This is a genomic window from Paraburkholderia sp. Clong3 (assembly GCF_050436485.1).
Taxonomy (GTDB): Bacteria; Pseudomonadota; Gammaproteobacteria; order Burkholderiales; family Burkholderiaceae; genus Paraburkholderia; species Paraburkholderia tuberum.
This window is the reverse complement of sequence record NZ_JBNDMH010000002.1, coordinates 1,535,797-1,560,348: the sequence shown is the minus strand read 5'-3', so window position 1 is coordinate 1,560,348 and position 24,552 is coordinate 1,535,797. Positions and strand designations below refer to the sequence as shown.

25 protein-coding genes and 2 pseudogenes are annotated in these 24,552 nt (G+C 66.0%); 13 read left to right on the top strand and 14 right to left on the bottom strand.

All coding sequences use genetic code 11. The features are described 5' to 3' along the window. Window positions 1–191: 191 nt before the first annotated feature. A pseudogene (locus OKW30_RS11475) lies at window positions 192–389 on the bottom strand (ShlB/FhaC/HecB family hemolysin secretion/activation protein); the annotation flags it as partial. On the opposite strand from OKW30_RS11475, the gene OKW30_RS11470 reads away from it, so the two are divergent. Continuing rightward, window positions 310–576, top strand: a complete 267-nt coding sequence (locus OKW30_RS11470) for a hypothetical protein (protein ID WP_184071250.1) — start codon at window positions 310–312, stop codon at window positions 574–576. The pseudogene OKW30_RS11475 and the gene OKW30_RS11470 overlap by 80 nt on opposite strands. Window positions 577–683: 107 nt before the next feature. After that, window positions 684–1,400 (top strand): DUF2968 domain-containing protein, encoded by a 717-nt coding sequence (locus tag OKW30_RS11465; protein ID WP_429346740.1) that lies wholly within the window; start codon window positions 684–686, stop codon window positions 1,398–1,400. A gap of 240 nt (window positions 1,401–1,640) precedes the next feature. On the opposite strand, the gene OKW30_RS11460 is transcribed toward OKW30_RS11465, so the two are convergent. After that, window positions 1,641–1,832: a hypothetical protein gene (locus OKW30_RS11460; RefSeq protein ID WP_090805694.1), complete on the bottom strand. Its 192-nt coding sequence runs from the start codon at window positions 1,830–1,832 to the stop codon at window positions 1,641–1,643. A gap of 207 nt (window positions 1,833–2,039) precedes the next feature. On the opposite strand from OKW30_RS11460, the pseudogene OKW30_RS11455 reads away from it, so the two are divergent. After that, window positions 2,040–2,285: pseudogene (locus OKW30_RS11455) on the top strand (hypothetical protein). Between the two features lie 30 nt (window positions 2,286–2,315). Here the strand turns inward: OKW30_RS11455 and hfq are convergent. Continuing rightward, window positions 2,316–2,813: an RNA chaperone Hfq gene (hfq, locus tag OKW30_RS11450; protein ID WP_429346739.1), complete on the bottom strand. Its 498-nt coding sequence runs from the start codon at window positions 2,811–2,813 to the stop codon at window positions 2,316–2,318. 438 nt (window positions 2,814–3,251) lie between these two features. On the opposite strand from hfq, the gene OKW30_RS11445 reads away from it, so the two are divergent. The 5 genes from OKW30_RS11445 to OKW30_RS11425 all read left to right on the top strand — a co-directional run bounded on the left by OKW30_RS11445 (window position 3,252) and on the right by OKW30_RS11425 (window position 7,047). Next, window positions 3,252–3,389 (top strand): hypothetical protein, encoded by a 138-nt coding sequence (locus tag OKW30_RS11445; RefSeq protein ID WP_184029857.1) that lies wholly within the window; start codon window positions 3,252–3,254, stop codon window positions 3,387–3,389. A gap of 26 nt (window positions 3,390–3,415) precedes the next feature. Further along, window positions 3,416–3,979: a sigma-70 family RNA polymerase sigma factor gene (locus OKW30_RS11440; RefSeq protein ID WP_184071260.1), complete on the top strand. Its 564-nt coding sequence runs from the start codon at window positions 3,416–3,418 to the stop codon at window positions 3,977–3,979. Further along, window positions 3,976–4,884 (top strand): anti-sigma factor family protein, encoded by a 909-nt coding sequence (locus OKW30_RS11435; RefSeq protein ID WP_429346738.1) that lies wholly within the window; start codon window positions 3,976–3,978, stop codon window positions 4,882–4,884. The genes OKW30_RS11440 and OKW30_RS11435 overlap by 4 nt, the downstream gene beginning before the upstream one ends. 96 nt (window positions 4,885–4,980) lie before the next feature. Beyond that, entirely contained in the window at window positions 4,981–6,558 is a 1,578-nt protein-coding gene (locus OKW30_RS11430; RefSeq protein WP_184071264.1) for an FAD-binding oxidoreductase, read from the top strand. Window positions 6,559–6,618: 60 nt separating this feature from the next. After that, window positions 6,619–7,047: a hypothetical protein gene (locus tag OKW30_RS11425; RefSeq protein ID WP_429346737.1), complete on the top strand. Its 429-nt coding sequence runs from the start codon at window positions 6,619–6,621 to the stop codon at window positions 7,045–7,047. On the opposite strand, the gene OKW30_RS11420 is transcribed toward OKW30_RS11425, so the two are convergent. The 8 genes from OKW30_RS11420 to OKW30_RS11385 form a co-directional block, all read right to left on the bottom strand. Next, window positions 7,044–7,982 carry a DUF1571 domain-containing protein gene (locus OKW30_RS11420; RefSeq protein WP_429346736.1) on the bottom strand — a complete coding sequence of 313 codons (939 nt, stop codon included), beginning with the start codon at window positions 7,980–7,982 and terminating at the stop codon, window positions 7,044–7,046. The genes OKW30_RS11425 and OKW30_RS11420 overlap by 4 nt on opposite strands. Window positions 7,983–8,079: 97 nt before the next feature. Continuing rightward, complete coding sequence (locus tag OKW30_RS11415; RefSeq protein ID WP_429346735.1) at window positions 8,080–9,867, bottom strand: AMP-binding protein; 1,788 nt, start codon at window positions 9,865–9,867, stop codon at window positions 8,080–8,082. A 37-nt stretch (window positions 9,868–9,904) separates the two neighbouring features. Further along, complete coding sequence (locus OKW30_RS11410; protein WP_429346734.1) at window positions 9,905–11,206, bottom strand: acetyl-CoA C-acetyltransferase; 1,302 nt, start codon at window positions 11,204–11,206, stop codon at window positions 9,905–9,907. Between the two features lie 59 nt (window positions 11,207–11,265). Continuing rightward, window positions 11,266–12,198 (bottom strand): MaoC/PaaZ C-terminal domain-containing protein, encoded by a 933-nt coding sequence (locus OKW30_RS11405; RefSeq protein ID WP_090804158.1) that lies wholly within the window; start codon window positions 12,196–12,198, stop codon window positions 11,266–11,268. A gap of 14 nt (window positions 12,199–12,212) precedes the next feature. Then, window positions 12,213–13,628, bottom strand: a complete 1,416-nt coding sequence (locus tag OKW30_RS11400) for a 3-oxoacyl-ACP reductase (RefSeq protein ID WP_429346733.1) — start codon at window positions 13,626–13,628, stop codon at window positions 12,213–12,215. 144 nt (window positions 13,629–13,772) lie between these two features. After that, a complete protein-coding gene (locus OKW30_RS11395; protein WP_429346732.1) occupies window positions 13,773–16,271 on the bottom strand; it encodes an acyl-CoA dehydrogenase in 2,499 nt (832 codons plus the stop codon). 212 nt (window positions 16,272–16,483) lie between these two features. Further along, window positions 16,484–17,347 carry a TetR/AcrR family transcriptional regulator gene (locus OKW30_RS11390; RefSeq protein ID WP_429346731.1) on the bottom strand — a complete coding sequence of 288 codons (864 nt, stop codon included), beginning with the start codon at window positions 17,345–17,347 and terminating at the stop codon, window positions 16,484–16,486. A 333-nt stretch (window positions 17,348–17,680) separates the two neighbouring features. Next, window positions 17,681–18,931, bottom strand: coding sequence for an MFS transporter (locus OKW30_RS11385; RefSeq protein WP_184071280.1), 1,251 nt, complete (start codon window positions 18,929–18,931; stop codon window positions 17,681–17,683). Window positions 18,932–19,302: 371 nt separating this feature from the next. On the opposite strand from OKW30_RS11385, the gene OKW30_RS11380 reads away from it, so the two are divergent. Both OKW30_RS11380 and OKW30_RS11375 read left to right on the top strand, forming a co-directional pair. Then, on the top strand, window positions 19,303–20,712 hold the full coding sequence (locus tag OKW30_RS11380) for a 3-deoxy-D-arabino-heptulosonate 7-phosphate synthase (RefSeq protein ID WP_429346730.1): 1,410 nt from the start codon (window positions 19,303–19,305) through the stop codon (window positions 20,710–20,712). Between the two features lie 117 nt (window positions 20,713–20,829). Next, window positions 20,830–21,075 carry a hypothetical protein gene (locus OKW30_RS11375; RefSeq protein ID WP_090804167.1) on the top strand — a complete coding sequence of 82 codons (246 nt, stop codon included), beginning with the start codon at window positions 20,830–20,832 and terminating at the stop codon, window positions 21,073–21,075. A gap of 148 nt (window positions 21,076–21,223) precedes the next feature. Here OKW30_RS11375 and OKW30_RS11370 read toward each other — a convergent pair whose 3' ends face one another. After that, window positions 21,224–21,625: a DUF6566 family protein gene (locus tag OKW30_RS11370; RefSeq protein WP_429292725.1), complete on the bottom strand. Its 402-nt coding sequence runs from the start codon at window positions 21,623–21,625 to the stop codon at window positions 21,224–21,226. A gap of 224 nt (window positions 21,626–21,849) precedes the next feature. On the opposite strand from OKW30_RS11370, the gene OKW30_RS11365 reads away from it, so the two are divergent. The 3 genes from OKW30_RS11365 (at window position 21,850) to OKW30_RS11355 (ending at window position 22,920) form a co-directional block, all read left to right on the top strand. Beyond that, window positions 21,850–22,224, top strand: a complete 375-nt coding sequence (locus OKW30_RS11365; RefSeq protein ID WP_184071286.1) for a phage holin family protein — start codon at window positions 21,850–21,852, stop codon at window positions 22,222–22,224. Next, window positions 22,221–22,523 (top strand): hypothetical protein, encoded by a 303-nt coding sequence (locus OKW30_RS11360; protein ID WP_260336580.1) that lies wholly within the window; start codon window positions 22,221–22,223, stop codon window positions 22,521–22,523. The genes OKW30_RS11365 and OKW30_RS11360 overlap by 4 nt, the downstream gene beginning before the upstream one ends. 208 nt (window positions 22,524–22,731) lie before the next feature. Next, a complete protein-coding gene (locus tag OKW30_RS11355; RefSeq protein ID WP_090805701.1) occupies window positions 22,732–22,920 on the top strand; it encodes a hypothetical protein in 189 nt (62 codons plus the stop codon). 229 nt (window positions 22,921–23,149) lie between these two features. Here OKW30_RS11355 and OKW30_RS11350 read toward each other — a convergent pair whose 3' ends face one another. Both OKW30_RS11350 and OKW30_RS11345 read right to left on the bottom strand, forming a co-directional pair. Beyond that, on the bottom strand, window positions 23,150–23,452 hold the full coding sequence (locus tag OKW30_RS11350; protein WP_090804172.1) for a DUF4148 domain-containing protein: 303 nt from the start codon (window positions 23,450–23,452) through the stop codon (window positions 23,150–23,152). A gap of 293 nt (window positions 23,453–23,745) precedes the next feature. Beyond that, window positions 23,746–24,510, bottom strand: a complete 765-nt coding sequence (locus tag OKW30_RS11345) for an SDR family oxidoreductase (protein ID WP_429346729.1) — start codon at window positions 24,508–24,510, stop codon at window positions 23,746–23,748. Window positions 24,511–24,552 lie beyond the last annotated feature (42 nt).

Here is a 24,552-nt window from a genome sequence, read left to right as displayed (position 1 = left end):
CTTGATATGAGACAGCGCGATCATGGTCGCGCGGCGTTATGGGCATCGTGGTCGGATGTGCGGTACCAGCCCTCGCGATGCGTAACGGTGCCAGCGGTGTGCCGTTTGCATCGTCAGCGCAGAATACGCGAAAGTGCATGCGTCGTTTGATAGTGGAGCTTCTAATCCGCTCGCGGCACTTCTGAAGCGTGTCAATTCAGCTGGTAGCAGAACCTCGCGTTGATGCGCGGACTGTGCGATGCGCTCTCCACCGGCGCATCACCGACCGCTTTTCCGACGGACACATCGAGGCTGTCGCAGTACGCATAGGTGAAGCCGAGCGTGATCGGCCGGTTGGCCTCGACCGTCGCGCCCCAGCCGGAATCGCCCGACGCATCGCCCGGCTCATGGCATGTCCTTGCCGACGAGCGGTGTGAAGCGTTGCGCGACTTCGTCGAACGAAATCGACTTCCCGCCGTCGACCTGCACGGTCAGGTTCGGACCGCGGTGGGGCGCCTCGATCAGCGGCAGGGAATCGAACGGACCGTCGTCTACCGCCGCGCCGGTGAGGCGGGACTACGCTTGTGCCTGTTATAGAAGCAAACGCGCAAGTACCATATTTTCGACGAAGAGCCCGAAACCCGCGAAAGTGAGTAATAATTCCCCGTTTTCTACTAAAACAAAATCTGTTCAACAGGTATCACATGGACCGAAAGTCGAAGCTACGAGAGATTGCTCTGGCCGCATGCATCGTATTGGGGGCCCTTCAGGGCGCGAATGCACAGGCTCTGGAGAACAGTGGTGCGAGCGGTACGGTCGTGTCCCAGCCGGGTACGACGAGTGCGTTTCCCGACACCTCGCAGGCCGGCCAGGCGGAAACCACTGCACTGACGCCGGATGAAAACCGGCAATCCGCCACCGGGAACGTGGCTGAATTGCAGCAGATGATCCACGGCCCGGATCTGAGCGAATTGCGCACCACGTATAACGGCAGCTATGGCGCGAGCCTGCTGTTCTACGGCAAGGAGATGACCTACTACGTCGCGCTGTTCCAGCAGAAAAACTTCTGGCGCGTGATCAAGTCGCAGGACGCCGCGCGCGCCGAGCTGATCTACAAGGATTTCGCGCGGCAGACGATGCAACTGTCGGACATCGAGATCCGCCGTACGCAACTCGAAGCGCAGAAGGCGTTCACGCAGCGCATGGTCGCGCTGTCGCAGGAACGCGCGAGCCGGCTGCAGGCCGACCTCGACGTCGCGCGTCAGCAGCAAAGCATCGTCGCGAGCCAGCAGGAGCAGAAGCGCGCCGAGGCGACCGAACTGGCGCAGCAGAAGGCCGCCGCGCAGGATCAGTTGCGCGTCGCGCAGCGCCAGGTGCGCGACCTGCAGCGTCAGCTCAATAGCGGCTTGCCGGTGCATTGAGCACGACGGTGTGAGCCTGGGTGGAGTGGCGGGACGGCGCGGAAATCGGTGCGGCGTCCGGCTCGTCCGCGGGCGTTACCGTTGTTATGTTTGATCGGTGCTTTCCATACCCCGCCAGCCCGCGCATGCACTTTTACCGCCGGGCATTTCGGCATTTGCACTCGGCATTTTTCGCGAGCCCTGACGGCTCGTTGCCGCGTCGTTGTGCGCCGCCGTCGTACGACGCAAGACGGCGCGACTTCAATGCCGCTTGCGCGTATCCGCTTGCGTTTTGCGCATCCGTTCGCGAGGCGGCTGCGTCACGTCGACGGCGATCGGATCGCTGGCGGGAAAGCTTTCCATCAGCGCTTCGTCGAGCCGCGTATCGGCGGACGTCGGGGGCGTCCGGCGCGTGCGCGCCGGTCGGGAGGCATGCTGGTTTTTGCTGGTCATGGCGCGCTCCTTCGGTAGAGGGTCGATCATTCAGCATAGCGCATCGCGGCTATCGGCGAACGACCGCCAGATGGCGCAGGCGCGTCGTTTAAAGCCGGCCGGCATCGATTCGTTCTCCGAGTGGTGTCCCGGCCGCGCTTGAGCCGCGCTTGAGCCACGCTTGAGCCGCGAACGACACCTCCATCGATTCATCACACAGCGAACCTGATGAACGGGAAAAAGCCGGCGGGCTCGCGACGAGTGCTCGCAGCCCACGTCGTGGAAACCGAACTGGAACACCTGGATTGGGCGACACACCTGGATTGGGCGACGCGGCAACCGGCGCTGCACCTGTTCGACGCCGGCTACTGACGGCGCCGCGTGCTGGCGGTCAAGGGGAGATTCGAGCTGACCGAGCGTCAGCTGACCCAACTGGAGAAAATTCTGCGGCGCCTCGGTTCGTCCGCGGAGTAGCGAGGCGCGGCCGCTACAGCTTCTTCGTATTTATTCCTGATTGCCGCCGGGGCTGCCGCCGCCGTGGTTGCCGCCGTGGTTGCCGCCATGATTGCCGCCATGATTGCCGCTTTCGCCGCCGGTGCCGAACAGACGCCGCCGCCGCGTGACGACCACCGGACCTTCGGAGTTGCCGCTGCGCTCGCTCGGCGTGCGTTCCGCCGACGGCGTGCCGTACGATTCGCGCCCTTCGCGCGGCTCGCGATGTTCGCGCGAACCATGGGGACCGCGCGCGCCATGTTCGCCATGCGACGTTCGGCCCGTGCGCGGCGCCGGCCGCGTGCCGGTGTCGAGCTGGATCGTGGAGATCGCGCGCTTGTAGATGCCTTGCAGGCCAACCGGCGTGCGCAGCATCACCAGGTACTGATCGAACGACTCGATGCATCCGGTCAGGCGGATGCCGTTGACCAGATAGATTTCGACGCGCTTTCGTTCCTTGCGCGCAGCGTTCATGAAGTCGTTTTGCGGATGCGATTCTGCGGAAGCCATGGACAATTCAGGTTAGATAGACGGTGGTTCGCCGCGATTTTACCCTTTCTACCCTATGCGGGGGCAGAACGCGTCGACGGGGCGAACTTTGTCCACTATAACGACTTGCGAGCACATAAGCATCCGATAACGCGGGACTGTAACGTTGAGTTACGAATCTGCTGGTCAATGTCGTCTTCTTCCGGTCTCTCCAGGCATTGCCGGCATGGTTGGCGGAAAAGGAAGAACATAGGGGCATGTTGCGCGACCACGGCGGCGGCGTCGAAGCGCCGCGAAAAAGCCCGGAGAAACAGCGCAGCGAAACAGCGCCACGACGGCGGTGGAATAAACCACGCGATCGCGGCGTTAAGTCCAGTATGGCAGTACCGCATTCCGCGGCCTGCCGCCCGCCGCGCCGGTCGGTCGATCGTGTGCCGGGCATCTGCCAGGAGGCTCACCATGAAAGCATCCCGTATTCTGTCAGCGCTCTTCGTCCTGCTCGCGCTCGCGTGCGGCTCCCTCGCGCACGCGGCCGATACCGACAACGCCGCGTCGGGTTCGAACAGCAACAGCAACAGCAGCGGCGGCGGTTACTAACGCCGCGACCGGGCCTGGCACGCCGGGTGACATTCGAAGCGGAAGTGATCGCGTGGCTGCCCCAGCTGCGCCGCTATGCGCGCGCACTGACGGGCGACCGCGCCTGGGCCGACGATCTCGTGCAGGATACGGCGGAGCGCGCGCTTGCGCGCTGGTCGGCATTCCGGCCGAACAGCAACCTGCGCGCGTGGCTGCTGACGATCCTGCGGCATCTGTACATCGACCAGCTGCGCGGGCGCCGCGAGATCGCCGTCGACGACGAAAGCGCGCCGTGGCGCAATCTCGAGGCGCCGCACGGTGAGGTCGACGGTCTGGTGCTGCGCGACGTGCAGCGCGCGCTGTACTGCCTGCCACTCGAGCAGCGTGAGGTGCTGCTGCTGGTGTGCGTCGAGGAGCTGTCGTACCAGGAGGCATCGAGCGCGCTGGGGGTGCCGATCGGTACGGTGATGTCACGGCTGTCGCGGGCGCGCGAGCATATGCGCGCGTTGCTGTGCGAGGAGCCGCCAGGGCCGATGCACGGACCGCAGCCCCGTGCGCCGCGGGCGGCGCATAAAGTCGCGCCGCTGAAAGTGGTGAGAAACCGACAATGAACAACGATGACTCCGATTCCGGCTTGCATGACGAGCTCGATCTGCGCGCGCTGTCGGCCTATGTCGATGGCGAATTGCCGGAAGAGCAGCGCGCCGCGATCGAAACGCAGCTTCGCCAGCATCCGCAGGCCACCGCGCGCGTGGCCGCGTGGCGCGCGCAGAAGGCGGCGCTGCGGGCGCTGTGCGGCGCGCCGGACAGCGATGCGCGGCAAGCGCAAGCAGGGCAGCGGGCCGACGATCGGCAGCAAACCGCTGAAGCCGGCGAGCGAAGCTATGCAGGCAGCCAGCCCACGGAGGCGGAGGAGCCGGCTTTCATCGTCGTGCGTCGGACGCGGCCGTGGTGGCAGCGCGCGGGTCTCGCCGCCTGCTGGCTCGCGGCTGGCGCCGGGCTCGCGCTGGCCCTCGGTCCGCTCGCGCCGCGGCTGACCGGCGGCGCGTGGAGCGGCTTCGGCGGACAGCCGGCCGGTTTTGCGCAGCGCGCGGATGTCGCGTACGCGGTGTACTCGCCGGAGCGGCGTCATCCGGTCGAAGTCGCCGCGAGCGAAGAGGAGCATCTGATCACCTGGCTGTCGAAGCGGCTGAATCGTCCGCTGTCGGTGCCGTCGCTGCAGGAGTATGGTTATTCGCTGGTGGGCGGCCGGCTGTTGCCCGGCGAGGCCGGGCCGGCTGCGCAGTTCATGTACGAGAACCAGGCCGGCGCGCGCCTGACGCTGTACGTGACCGGCGTCACCCGCGACGAAACCGCGTTCCGCCTGTTTCGCGACGGCAACCGCCGCACCTTCTACTGGATCAGCGACGGCATGGGCTACGCGCTGTCTGGCGCGATCGCGGAAGGCAAGCTGCGTGAGATCGCGATCGACGTGTGCAGCGAGCTCGGTGGTAAGCCTGACACGTGGCAGCAGTAGCGGGCGGTAGGGTGTCGTCAAGGCCGTCAGCGGCGACGCACGCATAGCTGCCCGCGCGACTGCACCCGCGGGTTGCCCGACCGACAAGGAGACGCCTTGCCCCAGACGCTGCCGCCCAACCTGTCCGCCGCGCAGTTCGAGCGGGCGCTCGCCGGCTGGCGCGCGATCGTCGGTGAAGCGCACGTGCTGCGTTCCGACGCCGGCCTCGCCGCCTATGTCGATCCGTTCGCGCCTGGCGAGCCGGGGGCGTTTGTCGCGAGCGCCGCGCTGCTGCCCGCGTCGGTCGATGAAATCCGCGCGGTGCTGCGCATCGCCAATCAGTACCGGATTGCGCTGTGGACCGTGTCGACCGGGCGCAACTTCGCGTACGGCGGCGCGGCGCCGCGTCTCAGCGGCTCGGTCGTGCTCGACTTGCAGCGCATGAACCGCATCCTCGAAGTCAACGAAACGCTCGCCTACGCGCTGGTCGAACCGGGCGTCAGCTATTTCGATCTGTACGCGCATCTGCGCGACAAGGGTTACAAGCTGTGGGTCGATCCACCGGCTGCCGGCTGGGGCAGCGTGGTCGGCAACACGCTGGAGCGCGGCTTCGGCTATACCGACTACGGCGATCACGCGGCGGCCCAATGCGGGATGGAGGTCGTGCTCGCCAACGGCGACGTGCTGCGCACCGGCATGGGCGGCGTCGAGATCGGCACCGCGTGGCAGCTGTATCAGCCGGGCTACGGGCCGTCGTTCGATGCGATGTTCATGCAGTCGAACTACGGCATCGTGACGAAGCTCGGCGTGTGGCTGATGCCCGCGCCGCCCGCGTATCTGCTCGGCGAAATCCAGTTTCGTCGCGAGGCCGATCTGGAGGAGATCGTCGAGATTCTGCGGCCGTTGCGGCTCGACGGCACGATCCGCAATCACGCGGTGATCGAGGGCGGATTGCGGCGCGCGGCGAGCCTGTCGCCACGCCGGCAGTGGTACGACGGCGCGGGCGCGATGCCCGAAAGCGCGGTGCAGGCGATGCTCGACAAACTCGGCGTCGGGCGCTGGAACCTGCATTTCGCGCTGTACGGCACGCCCGAGTTGATCGATGCGCGCTACGCGCTGATCGAGCGCGCGTTCGCGCGGGTGCCAGAGGCGCGGCTCACGGCGGCGCGCTATGCGGGCGATGCTCAGCCGACTGGCGGCGGCGATCGCAACATGGCCGGCATTCCCGCGATGACCGCGTTTCGCATGCTCGACTGGCGCGGCGGCGCGGGCGCGCACGTCGACTTCGCGCCGATCTGTCCGGCGACCGGGCGCGACGCGATGCGCCAGTACACGATGGTGAAAGCGCGCGCCGCCGAATACGGCTTCGACTACTACGGTGGCTTTACCGCGGGCGCGCGGCATCTGCATCATATTTTCGCGGCGATTTTCGATCGCGACGACGCGAACCAGGTGGAGCAGGCCGGCGCGCTGCTGCGCTCGCTGATGAGCGACGCGCGCGCGGCCGGCTACGGCGAATATCGCGCGCATCTCGCGTACATGGATTTCGCGGCCGCGCAATACAGCTTCAACGACGGTGCGTCGCTGCGCTTCGCCGAAACGCTGAAGGATGCGCTCGATCCGAACGGCATTCTCGCGCCGGGCAAGCAGGGCATCTGGCCGGCGGCGTGGCGCGACCGGCGGGGGTACACGTGAACGACGCGTGCGGACACACACGGCAGACCGAAGCGCAAACAGAACGGAACGTACACGCCAATGGACCGACGCACTTTCATGCTCACCGGTGCATGCCTCGCGACGGCCGCGGGCGGCGCATGGCCGTGGCTCGCGCAAGCCGCCGCGTGCGCTGACGATGCGCGCGCGTTCGCGATCGTCGACTCGACGCTCGAATGCGGCGCGACGTTCGCACGCTATGCCGCGCATCTTCGCTTGCCGACCTTCGAGACCGGCGACGATGCGGGCGCGCTCTGGTTCACCACCCTTGCGCCACTGCTCGACGATGGGCGGACCCCGCACGTGATGCCCGCGCTGATCGGCTTCACGCGCGCGTCCGATTACTTCGTCCTGCAACACCTCGCGCTTCGCACGGGACGCTTCGTCGAGCATCGTCACGAAGCGCGCGAGGGGCTGGATGCGCAACCCGCCCATGTGGCCTTCGCGCTGACGCCGCGCAGCGCGCGCTAGAACTTGTAGGCCTTGTTCTTCGGATCGAAGGTCGAATCGTCGAATGTCTTCGGCGTGATGCTCTCGAACACGATCTGCTCGAAAATCTTGCCGTCGTTGTCGTAAGACTGGACGCTGCGAAAGAACGGATGACGCAGATCGAGCCCGAGCGTCTCCTTTTTCGAGTAGAACTGCGGCTGGCCGACCGGTGTTTCGAACGTGAACGCGACGACGCGCACACCGTCGATGGTCTTCACTTCGATCTGCACCGAACGCGGCAAGCCGGCCTCGGTGTATTTTCTTCCTTCACTCAGGTATTGATCGGCAACGTACTCGGTGCCGAGATCGCGCACGCTGTGATTCGATTGCGAGCGTGCGAGCGCGCCGGTCAGCGACGTCCACAACGGCATCACGTTCATGATGCCGCCGAGGTGGCCGTAGGTTTCGTCGCTACGTTTCGATTCGTCGTAGATGATTTCCTGGCCCGCGTGCGCGCCGTCGGGCAGCCACTTCGCGTAGATGCGCAGCGGGTCGTGCGCGACGCGCACCAGCATGTGATCGGGCTTGTCGGGCCAGATGCCGCGAATGCGCTCGGAGCGCGACATCGTGAACTCGTACGACGGGTAGTCGTTCGGCCCTTCCTTGATATAGCGCGGCAGCGCGAGCGGATCGAGCGACTGGAACAGCGCGACCAGTTGCGCGTCGTCGAGCTTTTCGAGCGTGCCGCTTTGCTGCGCGGCGCGCAGCCATTTGACCTGCTGGTCGAGCGTCAGCTTGCCGACCTGCGCGGCCGGCGTGGTGGGCGGCTTGACGGCGCTCGCGGTGTTGAGCGGGGGCGGGCGGTCGTCGTTCTGCGCGAAGGCCGTCGGCACCGACAGCAGGCCGAGCGCGACGAGCAGCGCACCCAGCAAGCGCTGTCGCAGGCGATGCGAACGGGCGGACATGCGGTGCTTCATGAATTTCTCCAGAAAGTGACGCGGCCGCTCATGCAACATGCAAGGCAATAACGCGAAGCAACAAAGCAATAACGCTTTGAAGCAACGCTTATTCCCGTCAGGCAGACTTCTGTTTCGCGAGTTCCTCGTCGCGCAACGCACGGCGCAGAATTTTGCCGACGTTGGTTTGCGGCAGCTCGTCGCGGAATTCGACGAGCTTCGGCACCTTGTAGCCAGTCAGATTCTTGCGGCAGTACGCAATCACCTGCTCGGCGGTCAGTGTCGGCGTGCGCCGCACGATGAACACCTTCACGCGCTCGCCCTGCGCGGGGTCGGACACGCCGATCGCGGCGACTTCGCGCACGTCCGGATGCGCGGCGATCACGTCCTCGATTTCGTTCGGATACACGTTGAAGCCCGACACGAGGATCATGTCCTTCTTGCGATCGATCAGACGGATAAAGCCGCGCGAGTCCATCACGCCGATGTCGCCGGTCGCGAGCCAGCCGTCGTCGTCGATCACCTTCGCGGTTTCGTCGGGGCGGTTCCAGTAGCCCTTCATGACCTGCGGGCCCTTCACGCACAGCTCGCCCGCCTCGCCGATATTGGCCCAGCTGCCGTCGTCTTTCCTGAAGCGCACCTGCGTGGACGGTGCGGGCAAGCCGATCGAGCCCTCGAAGTCGCGCAGATTGGTCAGATCGACCGGATTCATCGAGACGATCGGCGAGCACTCGGTGAGTCCGTAGCCCTCGATGATCGGCTTGCCCGTCACCGCCTTGAAGCGCTCGGCGACGGCTTTCTGCGTCGCCATGCCGCCCGCCATCGCGAGCTTCAGGTCCGAGAAGTCGCGCCGACAGAATTCCTCGTTGTCGAGGAACGCGTTGTAGAGCGTGTTGACCGCGGTCATGCCGGTGAATTTTTCGTGACGGATGATCATCATCACGCGCTTCATGTCGCGCGGATTCGCGATCAGGATGTTGCGTCCGCCGAGCCCCATGAAGATCAGCGCATTCACGGTCAGCGAGTAGATGTGATACAGCGGCAGCGGCGTGAGCACCGTTTCGCCCTCGCCGGACAGCTGCCCCGCGGCCCACGCCTTCGCCTGCAACAGATTGGCGAGGATGTTCCGGTGCGTGAGCATCGCGCCTTTCGCGACGCCGGTCGTGCCGCCCGTGTATTGCAGGAACGCGATGTCTTCGTGGGTCGCGCGCACCGGTGTGTGCGGCCGCGCATAACCGGCCGAAAGCGCTTTCAGGAGCGGCACCGCCTGCGGCAGCTTGAAAGGGGGCACCATCTTTTTCACGTGACGCAGCATGAAATTGAGCAGGTGTCCCTTCAGGTTCGCGCCGTCGGCGAGCAGATCGCCGAGCCCGGTCACGATCACGTTGCGCACCTTGGTGCCGGGCAATGCATCTTCGAGCGTCTTCGCGAAGTTCTCGAACACGACGATCGTCTGCGCGCCGCTGTCTTTCAGCTGGTGCGCGAGTTCGCGCACCGTGTAGAGCGGATTCACGTTGACGACCACCGCGCCCGCCTTGATCGTGCCGAACAGCGCGACCGGATACTGGAAGGTGTTCGGCAGCATGATCGCGACGCGCTCGCCCGGCTCCACGCCGATGCTTTGCAGGTATGCCGCGAACGCGCTCGCCTTGCGGCCCAGTTCACCGTACGTCAGGTTCGCGCCGACGCTCACGTACGCGACGCGCTCGCGGAACTGTGCGATGCATTCGTCGAAGAACTGATCGATCGACTCGTATTGCGTGACGTCGATGTCGCGCGGCACGTCGTCCGGATAGGACGCGTACCAGATGCCGTCGGTGTTCGGAGCGGGGTGGGGCACCGGGTTTTGACGAGGCGTGCCGCCTGCGTCCGGCACGTGCAGCGGGGCTTGGGTGGGCTCGGTCATCGGTTGCCTCCTGAAAATGTTGGTATGCGCTGCCGCGCTAGCGTTCCAGAATCGCGACGACCCCCTGGCCGCCCGCCGCGCAGATCGAGATCAGCCCGCGTGCGCTGCCGGCCGGTTTGTCGAGTTGCGCCAGCATCTTCGCGAGCGCGGCGACGATACGTCCGCCCGTCGCCGCAAACGGATGGCCGGTCGCGAGCGAACCGCCGTTCACGTTGAGCCTGGTGCGGTCGATCGCACCGAGCGCGCCGGCGAGGCCAAGCTGCGTGCGGCAATATTCGTCATCCTGCCATGCCGCGAGCGTGCACAACACCTGGGCCGCGAACGCTTCGTGGATTTCGTAGAAATCGAAGTCCTGCAACGTGAGGCCGGCGCGCGCGAGCATGCGCGGCACCGCGTAGGCGGGCGCCATCAGAAGGCCTTCCTGCTTGTCGAAAAAGTCGACCGCCGCGGTTTCCGACCAGCTCAGATACGCGAGCACGGGCAAGCCACGCTCGGCCGCCCACGCTTCGCTTGCGAGCAGTACCGCGGATGCGCCATCGGTCAGCGGCGTCGAGTTGCCGGCGGTCAGCGTGCCCGCGTCGCGGTCAAACACGGGCTTCAGGTTCGCAAGCCGTTCGAGCGACAGGTCGGCGCGCAGGTTGTTGTCGCGCGCGAGGCCTTTGTACGGCGTCATCAGATCGTTGACGAAGCCGCGCGCGTACGCATCGGCGAGCTTGCGATGGCTCTCGTACGCGAGCACGTCCTGCGCCTCGCGCGAGATGTTCCAGCGCTTGGCCATCAGCTCGCAATGCTCGCCCATCGACAGCCCCGTGCGGGGCTCGCCGTTGCGCGGCAACAGCGGCTTGAACAACATGCCGGGCCGCAGCCTGCTGAGCGCGGCGATACGCTGAGCGGTACTCTTGCCGCGATTCGCTTCGAGCAGGATCTTGCGCATGCGCTCGTTGACGCCGATCGGCGCGTCGGACGTGGTATCGACGCCGCCCGCGATGCCCGCGTCGATCTGCCCGAGCGCGATCTTGTTGGCGACGAGGATCGCGGCTTCGAGGCCGGTGCCGCAGGCCTGCTGAACGTCGTAGGCGGGCGTTTCCTTCGCGAGCGTGGTGGACAGCACGGACTCGCGCGTCAGGTTGAAGTCGCGCGAATGCTTGATGACGGCGCCCGCCGCGACTTCGCCGAGACGCACGCCGTGCAGGTCATAGCGATCGATCAGCCCTTGCAGCGTGAAGGTCAGCATGTCCTGATTCGATGCGCTCGCGTACGCGGTGTTCGAGCGGGCAAACGGAATCCGGTTGCCCCCGATGACGGCGACGCGGCGCGCGGCAGGTTGCGGGTGGGACATGCTCGGCTCCTTTGGGTCGTTCCCAGATTATTGGTCGATGCGAACGGCGCGCTCGCGGTTCACAGCAGCCGCCACTGCATGCGCCCGCGCAAATGCGGCTTTTCCCCGGCGATATCGCGCACCTCGAGATCGCGCTCGATCAGCGAAGGCGATGCGCTCCACAGCGACGCTTCGCCCGGCAGCAGCATCGGCACCTTGAACTCGGCGCTGAGCGTTGCTTCGGCGAGCGGCTTCGGCGGCTGCAGCGACGACGCCGCGCGCGCGAGCGTCCACATGCCATGCGCGATCGCGCGCGGAAAGCCGAACGCCTTCGCCGACAGCGCGCTGATGTGGATCGGGTTGTAGTCGCCGGACGCGCTCGCGTAGTCGCGGCCCAGTTGCGGCGCGAGCTGCCAGCGCGCGATCCGTTGCAGCGCATCGGGGCCGAGCGTCAACGCTTCGAGGGGATGGCCGAGCGCCGGCACCGCGCGCTTCAGGTAGATGCTGTCGCCGTCCCACACCGCCTCGCCGCGCCGATAGATGCGCGTATGCACGACGAACGCCTGGCCCTTGTCGTGACGCAGCAGCGCGCCGAATTCGACCTCGATGCGCAGCAGGTCCTTGTAGGCGAGCGGGCGGCGCAGCCGCACGTGATTGGCCAGATGCACGAGACCGAGCGCGGGCCACGGAAACGCGGGGTCGGTCAGCATCAGCAGATGCAGCGGAAACGCGAGCAGGTGCGGGTAGGTCAGCGGCACGCCGTGCTCGGGAATGAAGCCGCACACGCGCGCATAGCGCCACACGGGGCCGGGCTCGAGCACGACGGCGGGGCGCACGAGCCGCAACGGCGGCAGCCGCGTGTCGCGGCCGCGCTTGACGATGCCCGTCAGCGCGCGCCCGTACAGCTTTGCCGGGGCGGGCAGCGTTTCGATGACGACGGTTTTCGGCCGCGCGCCGTCGCCCGGCGCGGGAGCGAGCTGACGGCTGCCGAACGGATCACGCGGTTCGTCCATACCCATGCTCCCGTTCAGGCGCCAATCAGGCTTTGACCGCACACGCGCACGACCTGGCCCGTCACGCCCGCCGAGCCCGGATGCGCGAGCCACGCGATGGTCTGCGCGACGTCGACGGGCTGGCCGCCTTGGCTCATCGAGTTCATGCGGCGGCCGGCCTCGCGGATCGCGAGCGGAATCTTCGCGGTCATCTGCGTTTCGATGAAGCCGGGCGCGACCGCGTTGATCGTGATGCCGCGCGCGCGCAGTGGCGGCGCCATGCTCTGCACCCGGCCGATCACGCCAGCCTTAGACGTAGCGTAGTTGGTCTGGCCGGGATTGCCCGCAATGCCGCTGATCGACGACACCGCGACGATGCGCCCGCCGTCGCGCAGGATGCCGCCCGCGAGCAGCGCGTCGTCGATGCGTTCCTGCGCGCTCAGGTTGATGTCGATCACGCTTTGCCAGACGGCGCCGGTCATCTTCGCGATGGTCTTGTCCTTCGTGATGCCGGCGTTGTGCACGACGATGTCGACGCCGAGCTCGTCGAGCGCGGCGGCGATCTGCGCGGGCGCTTCGGGCGCGGCGACGTCGAACGCGAGCGGGCTGCCGTTCAGCTGCCGCATCGTCGCATCGAGCGCGTCGCGCGCGGACGGAATGTCGAGGCCGATCACATGCGCGCCCTCGGCCGCGAGCACGCTCGCGATCGCCGCGCCGATGCCGCGTGCCGCGCCCGTGACCAGAGCACGCCGGCCGGCGAGCGGCTGGCGCCAGTCGAACGCGGGCGCGTCGTGCGGCAGCGCGCCATGTGCCGCGATCCGCACCACCTGACCGGACACATAGGCCGAGCGCGGCGACAGGAAAAAGCGCAGCGTCGCCTCGATGGCGTTTTCAGCGCCTTCCTCCACGTACACGAGATTCGCGGCGATGCCGCGCCGCGCTTCCTTACCGAGCGAGCGCACGAGCCCTTCGAGCGCTCGCTGGGCAGTCCACTGACGCGGGCTCGCGCAGGCCTCGGGCGGCCGGCCCAGCACGACGATGCGCCCACACTTGCCGAGCGAGCGCAGCGTGTCGTGGAAAAAGCCGTGCAGCGGTTCGAGCAGGCTGCTGTCGTCGATACCGCTCGCGTCGAACATCAACGCGGCAAGCTTGCCCGGCGCACCGGCTTCGGCCGGCTCGAAGCGGCCGGTCATCAGGCCGTGGCGATGGGCGAGCGGCACCCACAGCCCGGCGCTTTCGTGCGCGACGCTCGTCATGCCGATGGTGGCGATCAGACTCGCGAGCGCGTCGAACAGGTGCGGCTCGCGGCCCGCGCCGATCGCGATCAGTCCGTCGAACTCGGGCCGGTCCGCGCGATAGCGCCGCAGCACCTCGGGCTTCGGCAGCCCGAGCGAGCGCGCGAGACGGCCGCCGAACGGCGAGTTGACGAACTTCAGGTAGGAGTCGTTCATGTTATCGGTTGCTCTGCTGGACGCGCCGCGGGCAGCCCCGTGATTTTCAGGGGCGCCGGACGTGTGTCAGTGTGCCTTGAGTTGCGTGACTCGGGTACGGTTTGCCGCGCCGGGTCGGTCGTTTTTTCTGCGTGAGCGCGCGCATCAGGCCACCAGTTCCAGCGCCTTTTCGAGCGCCTGCTTGCGCTGTTGCAAGCTCGCGAGCAGGTCGAAGTCGGCCGGGAAATCGTCGACCTTGACGACCTGCGCGCCGTAGCGCGCGTAGTCGTCGAGCACGCGCCGCTCGTCCGCGTCGACGAGGCCCTGGCGTTGCGCCGCATCGGTCCATGCGGCGAACTGCGGCAGGCTTTGCGGCAGCGGTTCGAGCAGACCCTGCTTCACCGCCTCGCGCAGCTTCTGCTCGATTTGCGCGAACTGCGGATTGAGCGCGAACGCGAGCTCGCCATAGCCGAGCGCATCGACGTCGGGGTGCGGCACGTACGAGTCGGCGACGAGCCGCTCGCGCGCGGCGCCGGGCGTTTGCATCAGTTCGGCGATCTCGCTGCCGAGCCGGTCCGACGGCTCGCGATGCGGCAGGCCGAACGGGAACGCGAGCACACGCACGAGCGTCGCGGCGACCCGGTTCGGGTAGTTCGCGAGCACGCCGTCGAGCGCGTGCTGCGCCTTGTACAGCGCATCCTCGACGCCCCACCGCACGAGCGGCAGGTCGTCGTGCTGTCGGCCTTCGTCCTCGAAACGCTTCAGCGTCGCCGAGATCAGGAACAGCTGCGACAGCACGTCCCCGAGGCGTCCGGAGATGCGTTCGCGACGCTTCAGATCGCCGCCGAGCACGAACATCGACACGTCGGCGAGCAACGCGAACACGGCCGACAGACGTGTCGCCGCGCGATAGTACGCATGGAGCGGCGCATACGCGCGGCGCGGCTTCGCGATCAGCGCGCCGCCGCTCAGCCCATACACGGCACTGCGCACCACGTTCGACACCGTGAAATTCACGTGACCGAAGAACGCCGCGTCGAACTCGCGCAAGGCTTTCGCGCGATCGGGCTCGCGCGTCGCCGTCATTTCCTTCAACACGTACGGATGGCAGCGAATCGCGCCCTGGCCGAAGATGATCAGACAGCGCGTCAGAATGTTCGCGCCTTCGACCGTGATCGAGATCGGCATTTGCTGATACGCGCGCGCCAGAAAGTTCGACGGCCCCATGCAAATACCCTTGCCGGCGACGACGTCCATGCCGTCGTTGATGACCATGCGCGCGCGCTCGGTGATGTGATATTTGGCGATCGCCGAAATGACGGACGGCTTTTCGCCGAGGTCGACCGCCTGCGCGCACAGGCGGCGCGCGGCGTCCATCACGTACAGGTTGCCGCCCATGCGGCCGAGCGCTTCCTGCACGCCCTCGAACTTGCCGACGGCGGTGCGGAACTGGCGCCGAATCGCGGCATACGCGCCGGTGCCGCGCACGGCAATCTTCGCCATCCCGACATTCGACGACGGCAGCGAGATCGCGCGGCCCGCCGCCAGACACTCCATCAGCATGCGCCAGCCGTTGCCGACCTGGGCGCGTCCGCCGATCACCCAGTCGAGCGGAATGAACACGTCCTTGCCCGAGTTCGGGCCGTTCTGGAACACCGCGTTCAACGGCCAGTGACGGCGGCCGATGTCGACGCCCGGGTGGTCGGTCGGAATCAGCGCGCAGGTGATGCCCGGTTCGTCATTCGCGCCGAGCAGATGGTCGGGGTCGAGCGCGCGGAACGCGAGGCCGAGTACGGTCGCGATCGGCCCGAGCGTGATGTAGCGCTTGTCCCACGTGACGCGAAAGCCGAGCGTCTCGCGGCCCTCGTGCAGGCCCTGGCAAGCGATGCCGACATCGGGAATCGCGGCGGCGTCGGACCCGGCATACGGGCTCGTCAGCGCGAAGCAGGGGATTTCCTCGCCGCGCGCGAGACGCGGCAGATAGTAGTTCTTCTGCGCGTCGGTGCCGTAGTGCATCAGCAACTCGGCCGGGCCGAGCGAGTTCGGCACCATCACCGACACGGCCGCGGCCGAGCAGCGCGTCGCGAGCTTCATGATCACCTGCGAATGCGCGTACGCGGAGAACTGTTTGCCGCCGTACTGCTTCGGAATGGTCATGCCGAGAAAGCCGTGCTGCTTGATGAACTGCCATGTTGGCGGCGACAGGTCCTGCCAGACCATCGTGGTTTCCCAGTCGTTCGCGAGGTCGCACAGCTGCTCGCATTCGACCTCGAGGAACGTCTGCTCTTCGGCGCTGAGCATGGCCGGGCCATAGCCGAGCAGCGTGTCCCAGTGCGGGCGGCCCGAGAACAGCTCGGCGTCCCACCAGACCGTGCCCGCCTCGATCGCGTCGCGCTCGGTCGGCGACATCTGCGGCAGGATCTTGCGGAACGTGTCGAGCACCGGTTTCGCGAGCCATGCGCGGCGCAGCGGTTTGATCGTCAGCACGAGGGCGGGGAGTACGAACACGATCGCGAGCAGTGTCGTCAGCAGCGGGCCGGCCGCGCCGCTCACGAGCGCGGCCGCGACCCAGACGATCAGCGCCGCGAGCCACCATGAGGCGCGGGCCTGAACGTAGACGAGAGCGAATGCGGCGATGACGAGCGCCAGGATGAACCACGGCATGACGTTTCCTCCTCTGTGGTGACGCAATCGCCGGGCCAGCTGCGAGTCGCTCTCTTGCGTCGGGCGTTACCGCGTCTTACCGACTCGACTGACGGGCACGGCGCAGCTGCGCAACGTAGATGTACTGCTCGGGTAAGCGAGCTCGATCGGGTTCCATGTACGACGTGTGGTGGTTACGTCGAGTGATGACGCGATGACGCCGTGAGACTTCGTCAGGCGGTGCCGTGCAGCCCATGCTGATAGCTTGCCGGCGCCGCTTCGATAGTGCCGCCGCGGCTGTTGCTGTCGAACGTGTCGCGTGCCACTGCGCACCCGGCCGCCTCGCCGCTGGTGTGTTCTTGCGCACTGGCGAACGTGCTATCTACGCCGCCGTCGGTCGCATCGCCGAGCACGGCGGCGAACGCGGCCAGTTGCGAGCCGTCCGGCAGCGGCGCCTTCAGCGCGGAGACCATCAGCGACGCAAGGCGCGCGATGAGCTGCAGATCGTTCATCGACTTGCCTTGCGAGAACTCGGCAATCAGGCTGTCGGTATCGGTGCCGGCGAGCACCCCCGACAGCGCGCCGATCGCGAAATGCAACCGCCAGCCGAGCTCCTCGCGCGGCAGATGCGGCAGCGCGCGCTGGAACGCGTCGAAGAAGCGCATCGCCACCGCTTCGTAATGCGCGTTCAGAAAGTCGCGGATGAACAACGAGGGATCAGTGTAGGCGCGCCCGAGCAGGCGCAGAAACGCTCTGCCGCCGACACGCGGATCGCGCGACAGACGCAGCGCCGGAATGAACATCGCGCCGAGCACGTGCTCGCAGGTCAGGCGCGCGCCGAGCATGACGTCGAAGCGGTCGAGCAGCTTCAGGCGCTCCCGGTTCAGCTGATCGAGCCGGCGCGACAGCATCGAGTGAATCAGCGATTCCTTGCTGCCGAAGTGATAGTTGACCGCCGCGAGATTGACTTCGGCGCGCGAAGTGATCTGGCGCAGCGACATCGCCTCATAGCCGCATTCGATGAACAGCGTCTCCGCGGCGTCGAGAATGCGTGACTTCGTATCGCCGGCATGCCGGCCGGGTGTGCGAACTGCCATGTTGCCGTCTCCCACTTGCCGGGGCTGCCGGCTCGCAAACACGCGATTCAAATCGATATTTGAAACGACCGTTTTTTTTAGGATAAGAAAGGATGGTCGGTGCGATCAAGGGACGGGCTCGACGAACTCCTCTAGAAGAGCTGTCGGGGAGCCATGCTGGCGAAGCGCGGCGCGTCATGCCGCGCGGAAAATAAAAAGGCCGTCCCGAACGAATCGGAACGGCCTCGTGTCGTGTTGCGATGTAATCTGGCCTTGCGCTCGACGGCCGGGTTGACCCGGCTCCCACGCGTTGACGCGTATTGGCTAGCCGTCTGGTTCGAAAGCCTCGAGCTCTTAAACTTGTCCTCCGACCGCGCCGCCCGTCGATTCCGCGCCGACGACTTCACGCGCGGACTGCGTCATGTCGATGCCGCGGCGCTCGCGGCTGAACGGAATCAGCGCGCAGATCAAGATCGCGACGATGCCGATCACGACCGCCATCACGAGCGCGTAGTTGTTGCCGTGCAGTTCGGCGATTTTCGCTTGCAGCGGCCCGTTGACCGACGCAATCAGATTGCCGAGCTGATACACGAGACCGGGGAAGGTCGCGCGGATTTCATCGGGCGAGATTTCGTTCAGGTGCACCGGAATCACGCCCCAGGCGCCTTGCACCGAGATCTGCATCAGGAACGCGCCGAGCGCGAGCAGCATCGGCGTGGTCGAGAAGACCCACAGCGGCAGCACCGGCAGCGCGATCAGCGCGGCGATGAAAATCGCGCGCTTGCGGCCGATCTTCTCCGACGCCCAGCCGAAGAACAGACCCCCGCAGATCGCGCCGATGTTCAGCGTGATCGTGATCCACGACACCGTGTGCGCATCGAACTGGTGCTGTACGCGCAGGAAGGTCGGATACAGATCCTGCGAGCCGTGCGAGAAGAAGTTGAAGGCGGTCATCAGGATGATCGCGTAGATCGACAGACCGACGTTCTGCTTGAGCGTCGCGACGAGGCCAGGACGGACCTTCTTCTCGAGCGTCTTGAACGCGGGCGACTCCGGCACGTGCGCGCGAATGTACAGCACGAGCAGCGCGGGCAGCACGCCGACGAAGAACATGCCGCGCCAGCCGATGTGTTGATAGAACAGGCCGAACACGATCGAGGCGAGCAGGTAGCCGCTCGGATAACCGGCTTGCAGAAGACCCGAGACGATACCGCGCGACTTCGGCGGCACGGTTTCCATGGTCAGCGCGCCGCCGACCCCCCATTCGCCGCCCATTGCGATACCGAACAGCGCGCGCAGCACGAGCAGCGTCATCAGGTTCGGCGACAGACCGGACAGCAGTTCGAGCAGCGAGAAGCACGCGATGTTGAGCATCAGCGTCGGACGGCGGCCGTATTTGTCGGCGAGCCAGCCGAAAATCAATGCGCCGAGCGGGCGCATCATCAAGGTCAGCATGATCGCGACCGCGACCGACGGAATGTCCGTATTGAATTCCTGCGCGATATCTTTCAATACGAACACCATCAGAAAGAAATCGAATGCGTCGAGCGTCCAGCCTAGATAGGCGGCGATCGTGACGTTTCTCTGTTCCCGAGTCCAGCTCATCGATTGTTCTCCTGAGTCTCCACAAAACCGCGTTTGATCGCGGACGGCACCGTAGCCCTTGCGCCTTATGGCAAGCGCTTCACGGCGAGTGTACGCCGAGCATTAAGCGTCTGCGTGATTGAAGCCGGTTTTCTCCGTGTTAATCCGGAGAGCAATTTTCGTGCTGAATTCGTCATGCATGTTTAATGTCGGAAAAATGTAATTGCCGGTTCGATTCATGTTTGTATTTTGTAATGTTTATCGGGATTTCCCAGCGCCCATTTTTTATGAAGTTTATGGCAATGGCGTTTTGACGGGGCGGCCCGTGCCGGTCCGCGCGCCGCATCGAACCTTCATGTACAGTTATTTCGCCAACTGATCGACATATCGCTATGTCCTTGACGCCATCGCCTTCGCTGCTCGACGAGATGCTCGACGCTGTCGCGCGTCGCTATCGCCTGCCGGCGCTTGCGGCCGTCTGCGCGCCGACGCAGCAAGCGAGACCCGCCACCGTGCTCGCGCTCGCGATCGAGCAGGCTCGCGAGGCGAGCGCGCGTGGCGAAGCGCCGGATGCGGCGCACCAGCGCTTCTTCGTCGAGGCGCTCGCGCGCATGATTCGGGAGGCGATGCGCGAGGAAGCCGGCGACCCGGTGTTTCAGGCGATGCTGCTACGGCATCGCAGCACGGTGGTGCGCGAGTACGCGTCGCTGGCCGCGCACGCGAGCGTCGATCGCCGGCTGATCTACGCGGCCGTCAATGCGATCGCACATCCGGCCAAACAGCAGCGGCTGCTACCCGGCCTGCAACGCGACGCGCTGGCGCGTCTGCACGCGCTGGCGTTCGCCGAAGCGTGGCCCGAGCTGGCCGAAGCCGTGCAAGCTTGCATCGATACGCCGCAAATCGCGCACGACGCGGCGCTGCAACGCGGCCTCGCGCAATTGCTGGAGAGTGCCGCTTTGCAGCGCTTGCGCCGTCTTTACGCGCTCGCGTCCGACGAGCGCGTGCGTCAGTACCAGACGCTGTGGGATCGCCAGGGGCCGCGCCCGGGAAGCTCGACTGCCGTGGCACGAGGCTTGAGTTCGAAGCAGCGCGGCGCCGCGGTCGAGGCATCGGCCGCCGATGCGCTCGACGCGCTCGCGCGGCGCCTCAATGATGCGCAGGGTGCGCTCGCCTCGTACCGTGTCGTGAACTCGATGCGCGTGCCGGCCGCGATACCCGCGAGCCACGAGCGCGCGAAAACCGAATGGGACGTGGTGCTGCTGCGCCAGGCACAGCCCCCGGCCGACGCGGCGGCGTGGGACGTATGCCTGCTCGTCGAAGCGAAGGCATCGGTCGATGCGGCCACCTCCGATCTGCCGCGGCTCGTGCGTGGACTGACGCTGCTTGCGCATGCGGACCCGCACACCGTCTACCCGTTTCGGACGCAGCAGGGGACGGTGGGTTTGAGCGGCGCGTCGCTCGCCGCGCTGACGAGCGACGGGGCCGCTCTTCGCAGGACCGTGCTCTATTGCTGCGACGCCCCCGTCGAAGCGGCGCCGCGCGTGCTGGGCCCTGCGAGCCGGATGCAGCTGCTGTCGGCGCACGCCAGCCTCGATTTCGCGGCCGCACTGGCGGATGGCCGCGATGCCGATTGCGCGGTGCTGGAACCGGTGTGGCATCAGTTGCTCGAATCGCCGAGATGGCGGACGGCGCTCGACCAGTACGCGACGCTGCGCGAGGTCCGCGAATTGATGGTTCATCCGGACGACTTGCGGGCCGCCGTCGGCATCGCCGACGCAAGACGGTTGAGCGCGGCGCGCTAGGCCTGCCAGGTCTGCCTGGGGCCAACGCAAGCGCTGTGCCGCAGTCGCGGCGCGATTGCATTGGAGGTGGCGCGCGCGTTGCTCGTAGCGATAGATCGTCCAGCAAAAGGAGTGGTGATGGAAACGCCGTCGAAGCGACTGTCGGACACACAGGTGCAGGTTGCCAGCAAGATCTACGGATTTCGTTCGCCACAGGAGGCGGACCGTTTCGTGCAATGTCTGCGCGACGGCGACGCGAGCCGCTGCGTTGCGGACGTTCCGCCCGAGACAGCAACCGATGCCTATCCCCCCGGAACCCGCACAGGGTCGGGCGCGGGCATGACGATCGGGCCGCTGCCGGGCGGGCTCGATAGCGACGAGTAACGCGTTTGCGCCGGGTCGCCGGGGCGGGCACGGTTCTGACGCCTCGGCGATCAGAAAGACAATCTCGACCCGGGCAATCCGTCGAACCTGCAATCACGACATTTGCGACATGCGCGTATTGCGACATGCGCGTGTTGCGACGCCCGCGTCAGCGCACCGGCCCCAGCGACGCCGATAGAGGTGCGGAGCCGCCGCCCAGCGTCCGGTCGATCAGATAGCGGCCCTGTTCGACGCCGGCGCGCAACGCTTCCGCCTCGGTGAGCCATTCCGGCGTCACGGGCTCCACGTTGGCCAGATTGGCGGGTATCTCCAGCGGCCGGCCCTCGCGGGAAATCGACACGTCGGCGATCCAGGCGCCTCGCGAGTTCCGATGCGCGGTCACCGTGATCAGCGCGCCGCGGTGCGCGTCATACATCGCGTGGTGGGAGCCGCGCTCGGCGCGCGCGGCCGGCATCGCGCGTCCGTCCGCGCTAGCCATATCGGAGCCGGTCTCGCCGATGCTTGCGTCGGCGCTGCGGTCAGTGTGATCGGTTGGGGGGAGCGGGGTCATGCTGTCCTCGGCGAGCGAATGATCTGCCTGATTCGAGCAAGCGCTGTGCCGACACGGCGAACGCGTGCAGGCATCCGGCCAGGAACGGGCACGCGGCGTGCGATCGCTCAGCGCGGGCCCGGCTCTTGCGCTGCGTTCAGCGCTGGCGTCGCTTCGCTCTGTCGGCCGAGAGGCGAAGTCTTTGCTGATTGCGGCCGCCGCAAATGAATCGTAAGGAGGACGGAATGTCGATCCATGCGAAGGTCACGAGGTGGCGCAACGTCGGGCGATTCTGCGTCGAACGTGTAACCGACTATAGCGAACTGTTCGCGCTTGAAGTCGAGGAGACGCGAAAGCGTCTGGTGCGCGAGTTGAGCGCACTCATGGCGTTGGCAGTCGCGGGCCTGTTCACGCTGTCCTTCATTTGTATCGCGATCATCGCCACCGCGTGGCAGACGCCTTACTTCCTTGCGGTGGTCTGGGGCGTGGCCGGCGCGTGGCTGCTCGTGTGCATCGTGTCCTTGCTCTTCCTGCGGGCGCAGAAACCGGCGCAATCGCTTCACGTGCTCAAGGCCGAGATTCATTCCGATCTCGACGCTCTCAGGGAGTCGCTCAAATGAGTCAGCCACATCACGCAAATGAGCTTGCCCGGGTCACCATTCTGGAACGCATGGAGGCATCGCGAGCCGCATTGGTCGCGGCGAACCAGACTGCCGCGTTGCCGGCGGGGCGGGCAGCCTCGCGCTCCTCCGCCGGCAATGTGCTCGCGTCGCTCGCCGAGGCGCCGCATGTTGCGCTGCTTCTCGCGCTGGTGATCGGCGGCATCGTGCTGGGGCCGCGCCGCACGCTGTCGATCGCGGGCCGTTCCGGTCTTGCGGCGTGGATCGCCCGCAATGTGCGGCGGTCGATCGCGCAGTGACGCCCTGAGCGAAAGCAGCGATCGGACCAGGCAAAGCAGAATCGCCTGGTTCTTGAACGCACGACGGTCGCTATCGTCACGTGTTGCCGCGGTGCGCGGCAACGGGACTTTTCCTCGCTTCCTTTTCCAGCCCATCGCCTCAGCGAACCGTGTGCAACCCTACCAGCCTGCTAGACTGGAAGTTGCCCTGCAAGCCATGGAGGGAGATATGACGACCGTCTACGTCGTAAAGACCGGCGAAAAGTTCCTCTGCACCGCAGAGGACGGCGATATCGGCATGGCACCGGAGATCAAGGAAGCCACGTCCTTTCGCTCGTATGAGGAAGCGAATAAAGTCGCGAACGAGCACGCCGACCCCGGATACGAAATCCTGACCATCGACGTTAAGAAACGCTGACGAGGTGTTAGCTGTTCGCGCCAGACGCTCAGCGAATGAACGCTGGCAATTCAACACGCGCCATGCAATATGGCGCTCGATCGGGTGCGTCCGAAATCGTCGTCATGACGGCTTCGGGCATTCAGGCGGCGGCCGAAATCACTCTGCAAGCGCGCATGGCACGACACTCCACGCCGTCCCCGGCGGGGAGGGCATGCTCTGCAGCGGCGAACTGCTCAGACGGGCAGGCTTACGATCCGCCAAAGAACACCGGCTTCATCCCACTCGTGCTGGCCGGATGACCCATCTGCTGCGTACCGCTGGTCGCGGGGCCGTAGCCGCTGCTCTGGCCTGCGGCAGTGGCGTTGGTGGTCGGCATGTTGGTAGGAAAGTCGACGGTATTCGCATTGGCCGGATTGAAGCCGGCTTGCTCGAGTTGAGCGATTTCTGCCTGCACTTGCGCGTGCGTCAGCGCCCCGTCCGACTGCGCCAGCGATGCAACTGACACAGCCATGACCGCGACCGCGCAAGCTGTGTGGACTAACGTCTTCATGATGGCCCACCTCCTTGTTGGTTACTCCAACTGACTCGCGTTTCGCTTTTCGCGGTTCAGCTGATCAAAGATTAGGTGAGGAACCGTACAGTGGTCGTTTATTTTTCATGGTAGGGGGTTCGTCCATCAGCCGACGCCGGTCGACGCTCGCGCCCGAACGCTCCGATGTCGGCCGCGCATCCGAGATGCGTACCTCCGGACACGAGCCGACATCATCGAAGCGTGGGTCAAGCAGCCGTTCGCGGGTCGTCGTCGAACATCCGCATTCCCGCGGGCGCCGTCGTCAAGAAAGCTCAGGTGCGCGTAATCGAAGCCCCACCGTCCACCAACGAAGCGGTACCCGTCACGAAGGACGAATCGTCGGAAGCAAGGTAGAGCGCCGAGCGGGCAATCTCTTCCGGCTTTGCGACCCGCTTGAGCGCGTGCAGCCCGGTCACGAACGTCTGCGATTCGGCCGTATCGTTCATACCGCGATACATCTGCGTGTCCACCGCGCCCGGGAGGATCGCGTTGACGCGCACGCCTTGCGGGCCGTATTCAGCCGCGAGCGCTTGCGTCAGTCCGATCAGCCCGGCTTTGCTCGCGGCATAGGCGGCGGTCCCCGGGAAGGCGAACGAGTAGCCGACGAACGTCGACGTGAAGATGATCGACCCACCGCCTTGCTTGATCATTTCAGGAATCTGATGCTTGGCGCCGATAAACGCGCTCGTCAGGTTGGTGGCCAACGTCGCTGACCAGCCCGCTTCCGATACGCCTGTGGACGGTCCCATTTCACCGAGCGTCCCCGCGTTGTTGTAGGCGATGTCGAGGCGGCCGAAGCGGCTGACGGCGAGTTCGACCAGCGCTTTCGCGAATTCTTCGGATTGCACGTCCCCTGCCAGCGAGACAGCCGTGCCGCCGTCGCGAGCGATCTCGCTCACCAGCGCCTCGAGTTCAGCTTCGCGGCGTGCGGCCACGACAACTTTCGCGCCTTCGGCGGCGAACAGCCTGGCGGCGGCGCGACCAATGCCCGCGCTGGCGCCAGTGACGATAGCGACTTTTCCTGTCAAGCGTTGCATGTTGAATCTCCGGTTTGATCATCGGCCGATGCCCAATGCGTC

What these genes read in the sequence shown, in the direction of transcription:
- OKW30_RS11465 (WP_429346740.1), top strand. Translation starts at nt 684, where the DNA reads ATGGACCGAAAGTCGAAGCTACGAGAGATTGCTCTGGCCGCATGCATC.
- OKW30_RS11460 (WP_090805694.1), bottom strand. Translation starts at nt 1,832, where the DNA reads ATGACCAGCAAAAACCAGCATGCCTCCCGACCGGCGCGCACGCGCCGG.
- hfq (WP_429346739.1), bottom strand. Translation starts at nt 2,813, where the DNA reads ATGGCTTCCGCAGAATCGCATCCGCAAAACGACTTCATGAACGCTGCG.
- OKW30_RS11445 (WP_184029857.1), top strand. Translation starts at nt 3,252, where the DNA reads ATGAAAGCATCCCGTATTCTGTCAGCGCTCTTCGTCCTGCTCGCGCTC.
- OKW30_RS11435 (WP_429346738.1), top strand. Translation starts at nt 3,976, where the DNA reads ATGAACAACGATGACTCCGATTCCGGCTTGCATGACGAGCTCGATCTG.
- OKW30_RS11425 (WP_429346737.1), top strand. Translation starts at nt 6,619, where the DNA reads ATGGACCGACGCACTTTCATGCTCACCGGTGCATGCCTCGCGACGGCC.
- OKW30_RS11420 (WP_429346736.1), bottom strand. Translation starts at nt 7,982, where the DNA reads ATGAAGCACCGCATGTCCGCCCGTTCGCATCGCCTGCGACAGCGCTTG.
- OKW30_RS11415 (WP_429346735.1), bottom strand. Translation starts at nt 9,867, where the DNA reads ATGACCGAGCCCACCCAAGCCCCGCTGCACGTGCCGGACGCAGGCGGC.
- OKW30_RS11410 (WP_429346734.1), bottom strand. Translation starts at nt 11,206, where the DNA reads ATGTCCCACCCGCAACCTGCCGCGCGCCGCGTCGCCGTCATCGGGGGC.
- OKW30_RS11405 (WP_090804158.1), bottom strand. Translation starts at nt 12,198, where the DNA reads ATGGACGAACCGCGTGATCCGTTCGGCAGCCGTCAGCTCGCTCCCGCG.
- OKW30_RS11400 (WP_429346733.1), bottom strand. Translation starts at nt 13,628, where the DNA reads ATGAACGACTCCTACCTGAAGTTCGTCAACTCGCCGTTCGGCGGCCGT.
- OKW30_RS11395 (WP_429346732.1), bottom strand. Translation starts at nt 16,271, where the DNA reads ATGCCGTGGTTCATCCTGGCGCTCGTCATCGCCGCATTCGCTCTCGTC.
- OKW30_RS11390 (WP_429346731.1), bottom strand. Translation starts at nt 17,347, where the DNA reads ATGGCAGTTCGCACACCCGGCCGGCATGCCGGCGATACGAAGTCACGC.
- OKW30_RS11385 (WP_184071280.1), bottom strand. Translation starts at nt 18,931, where the DNA reads ATGAGCTGGACTCGGGAACAGAGAAACGTCACGATCGCCGCCTATCTA.
- OKW30_RS11380 (WP_429346730.1), top strand. Translation starts at nt 19,303, where the DNA reads ATGTCCTTGACGCCATCGCCTTCGCTGCTCGACGAGATGCTCGACGCT.
- OKW30_RS11375 (WP_090804167.1), top strand. Translation starts at nt 20,830, where the DNA reads ATGGAAACGCCGTCGAAGCGACTGTCGGACACACAGGTGCAGGTTGCC.
- OKW30_RS11370 (WP_429292725.1), bottom strand. Translation starts at nt 21,625, where the DNA reads ATGACCCCGCTCCCCCCAACCGATCACACTGACCGCAGCGCCGACGCA.
- OKW30_RS11365 (WP_184071286.1), top strand. Translation starts at nt 21,850, where the DNA reads ATGTCGATCCATGCGAAGGTCACGAGGTGGCGCAACGTCGGGCGATTC.
- OKW30_RS11360 (WP_260336580.1), top strand. Translation starts at nt 22,221, where the DNA reads ATGAGTCAGCCACATCACGCAAATGAGCTTGCCCGGGTCACCATTCTG.
- OKW30_RS11355 (WP_090805701.1), top strand. Translation starts at nt 22,732, where the DNA reads ATGACGACCGTCTACGTCGTAAAGACCGGCGAAAAGTTCCTCTGCACC.
- OKW30_RS11350 (WP_090804172.1), bottom strand. Translation starts at nt 23,452, where the DNA reads ATGAAGACGTTAGTCCACACAGCTTGCGCGGTCGCGGTCATGGCTGTG.
- OKW30_RS11345 (WP_429346729.1), bottom strand. Translation starts at nt 24,510, where the DNA reads ATGCAACGCTTGACAGGAAAAGTCGCTATCGTCACTGGCGCCAGCGCG.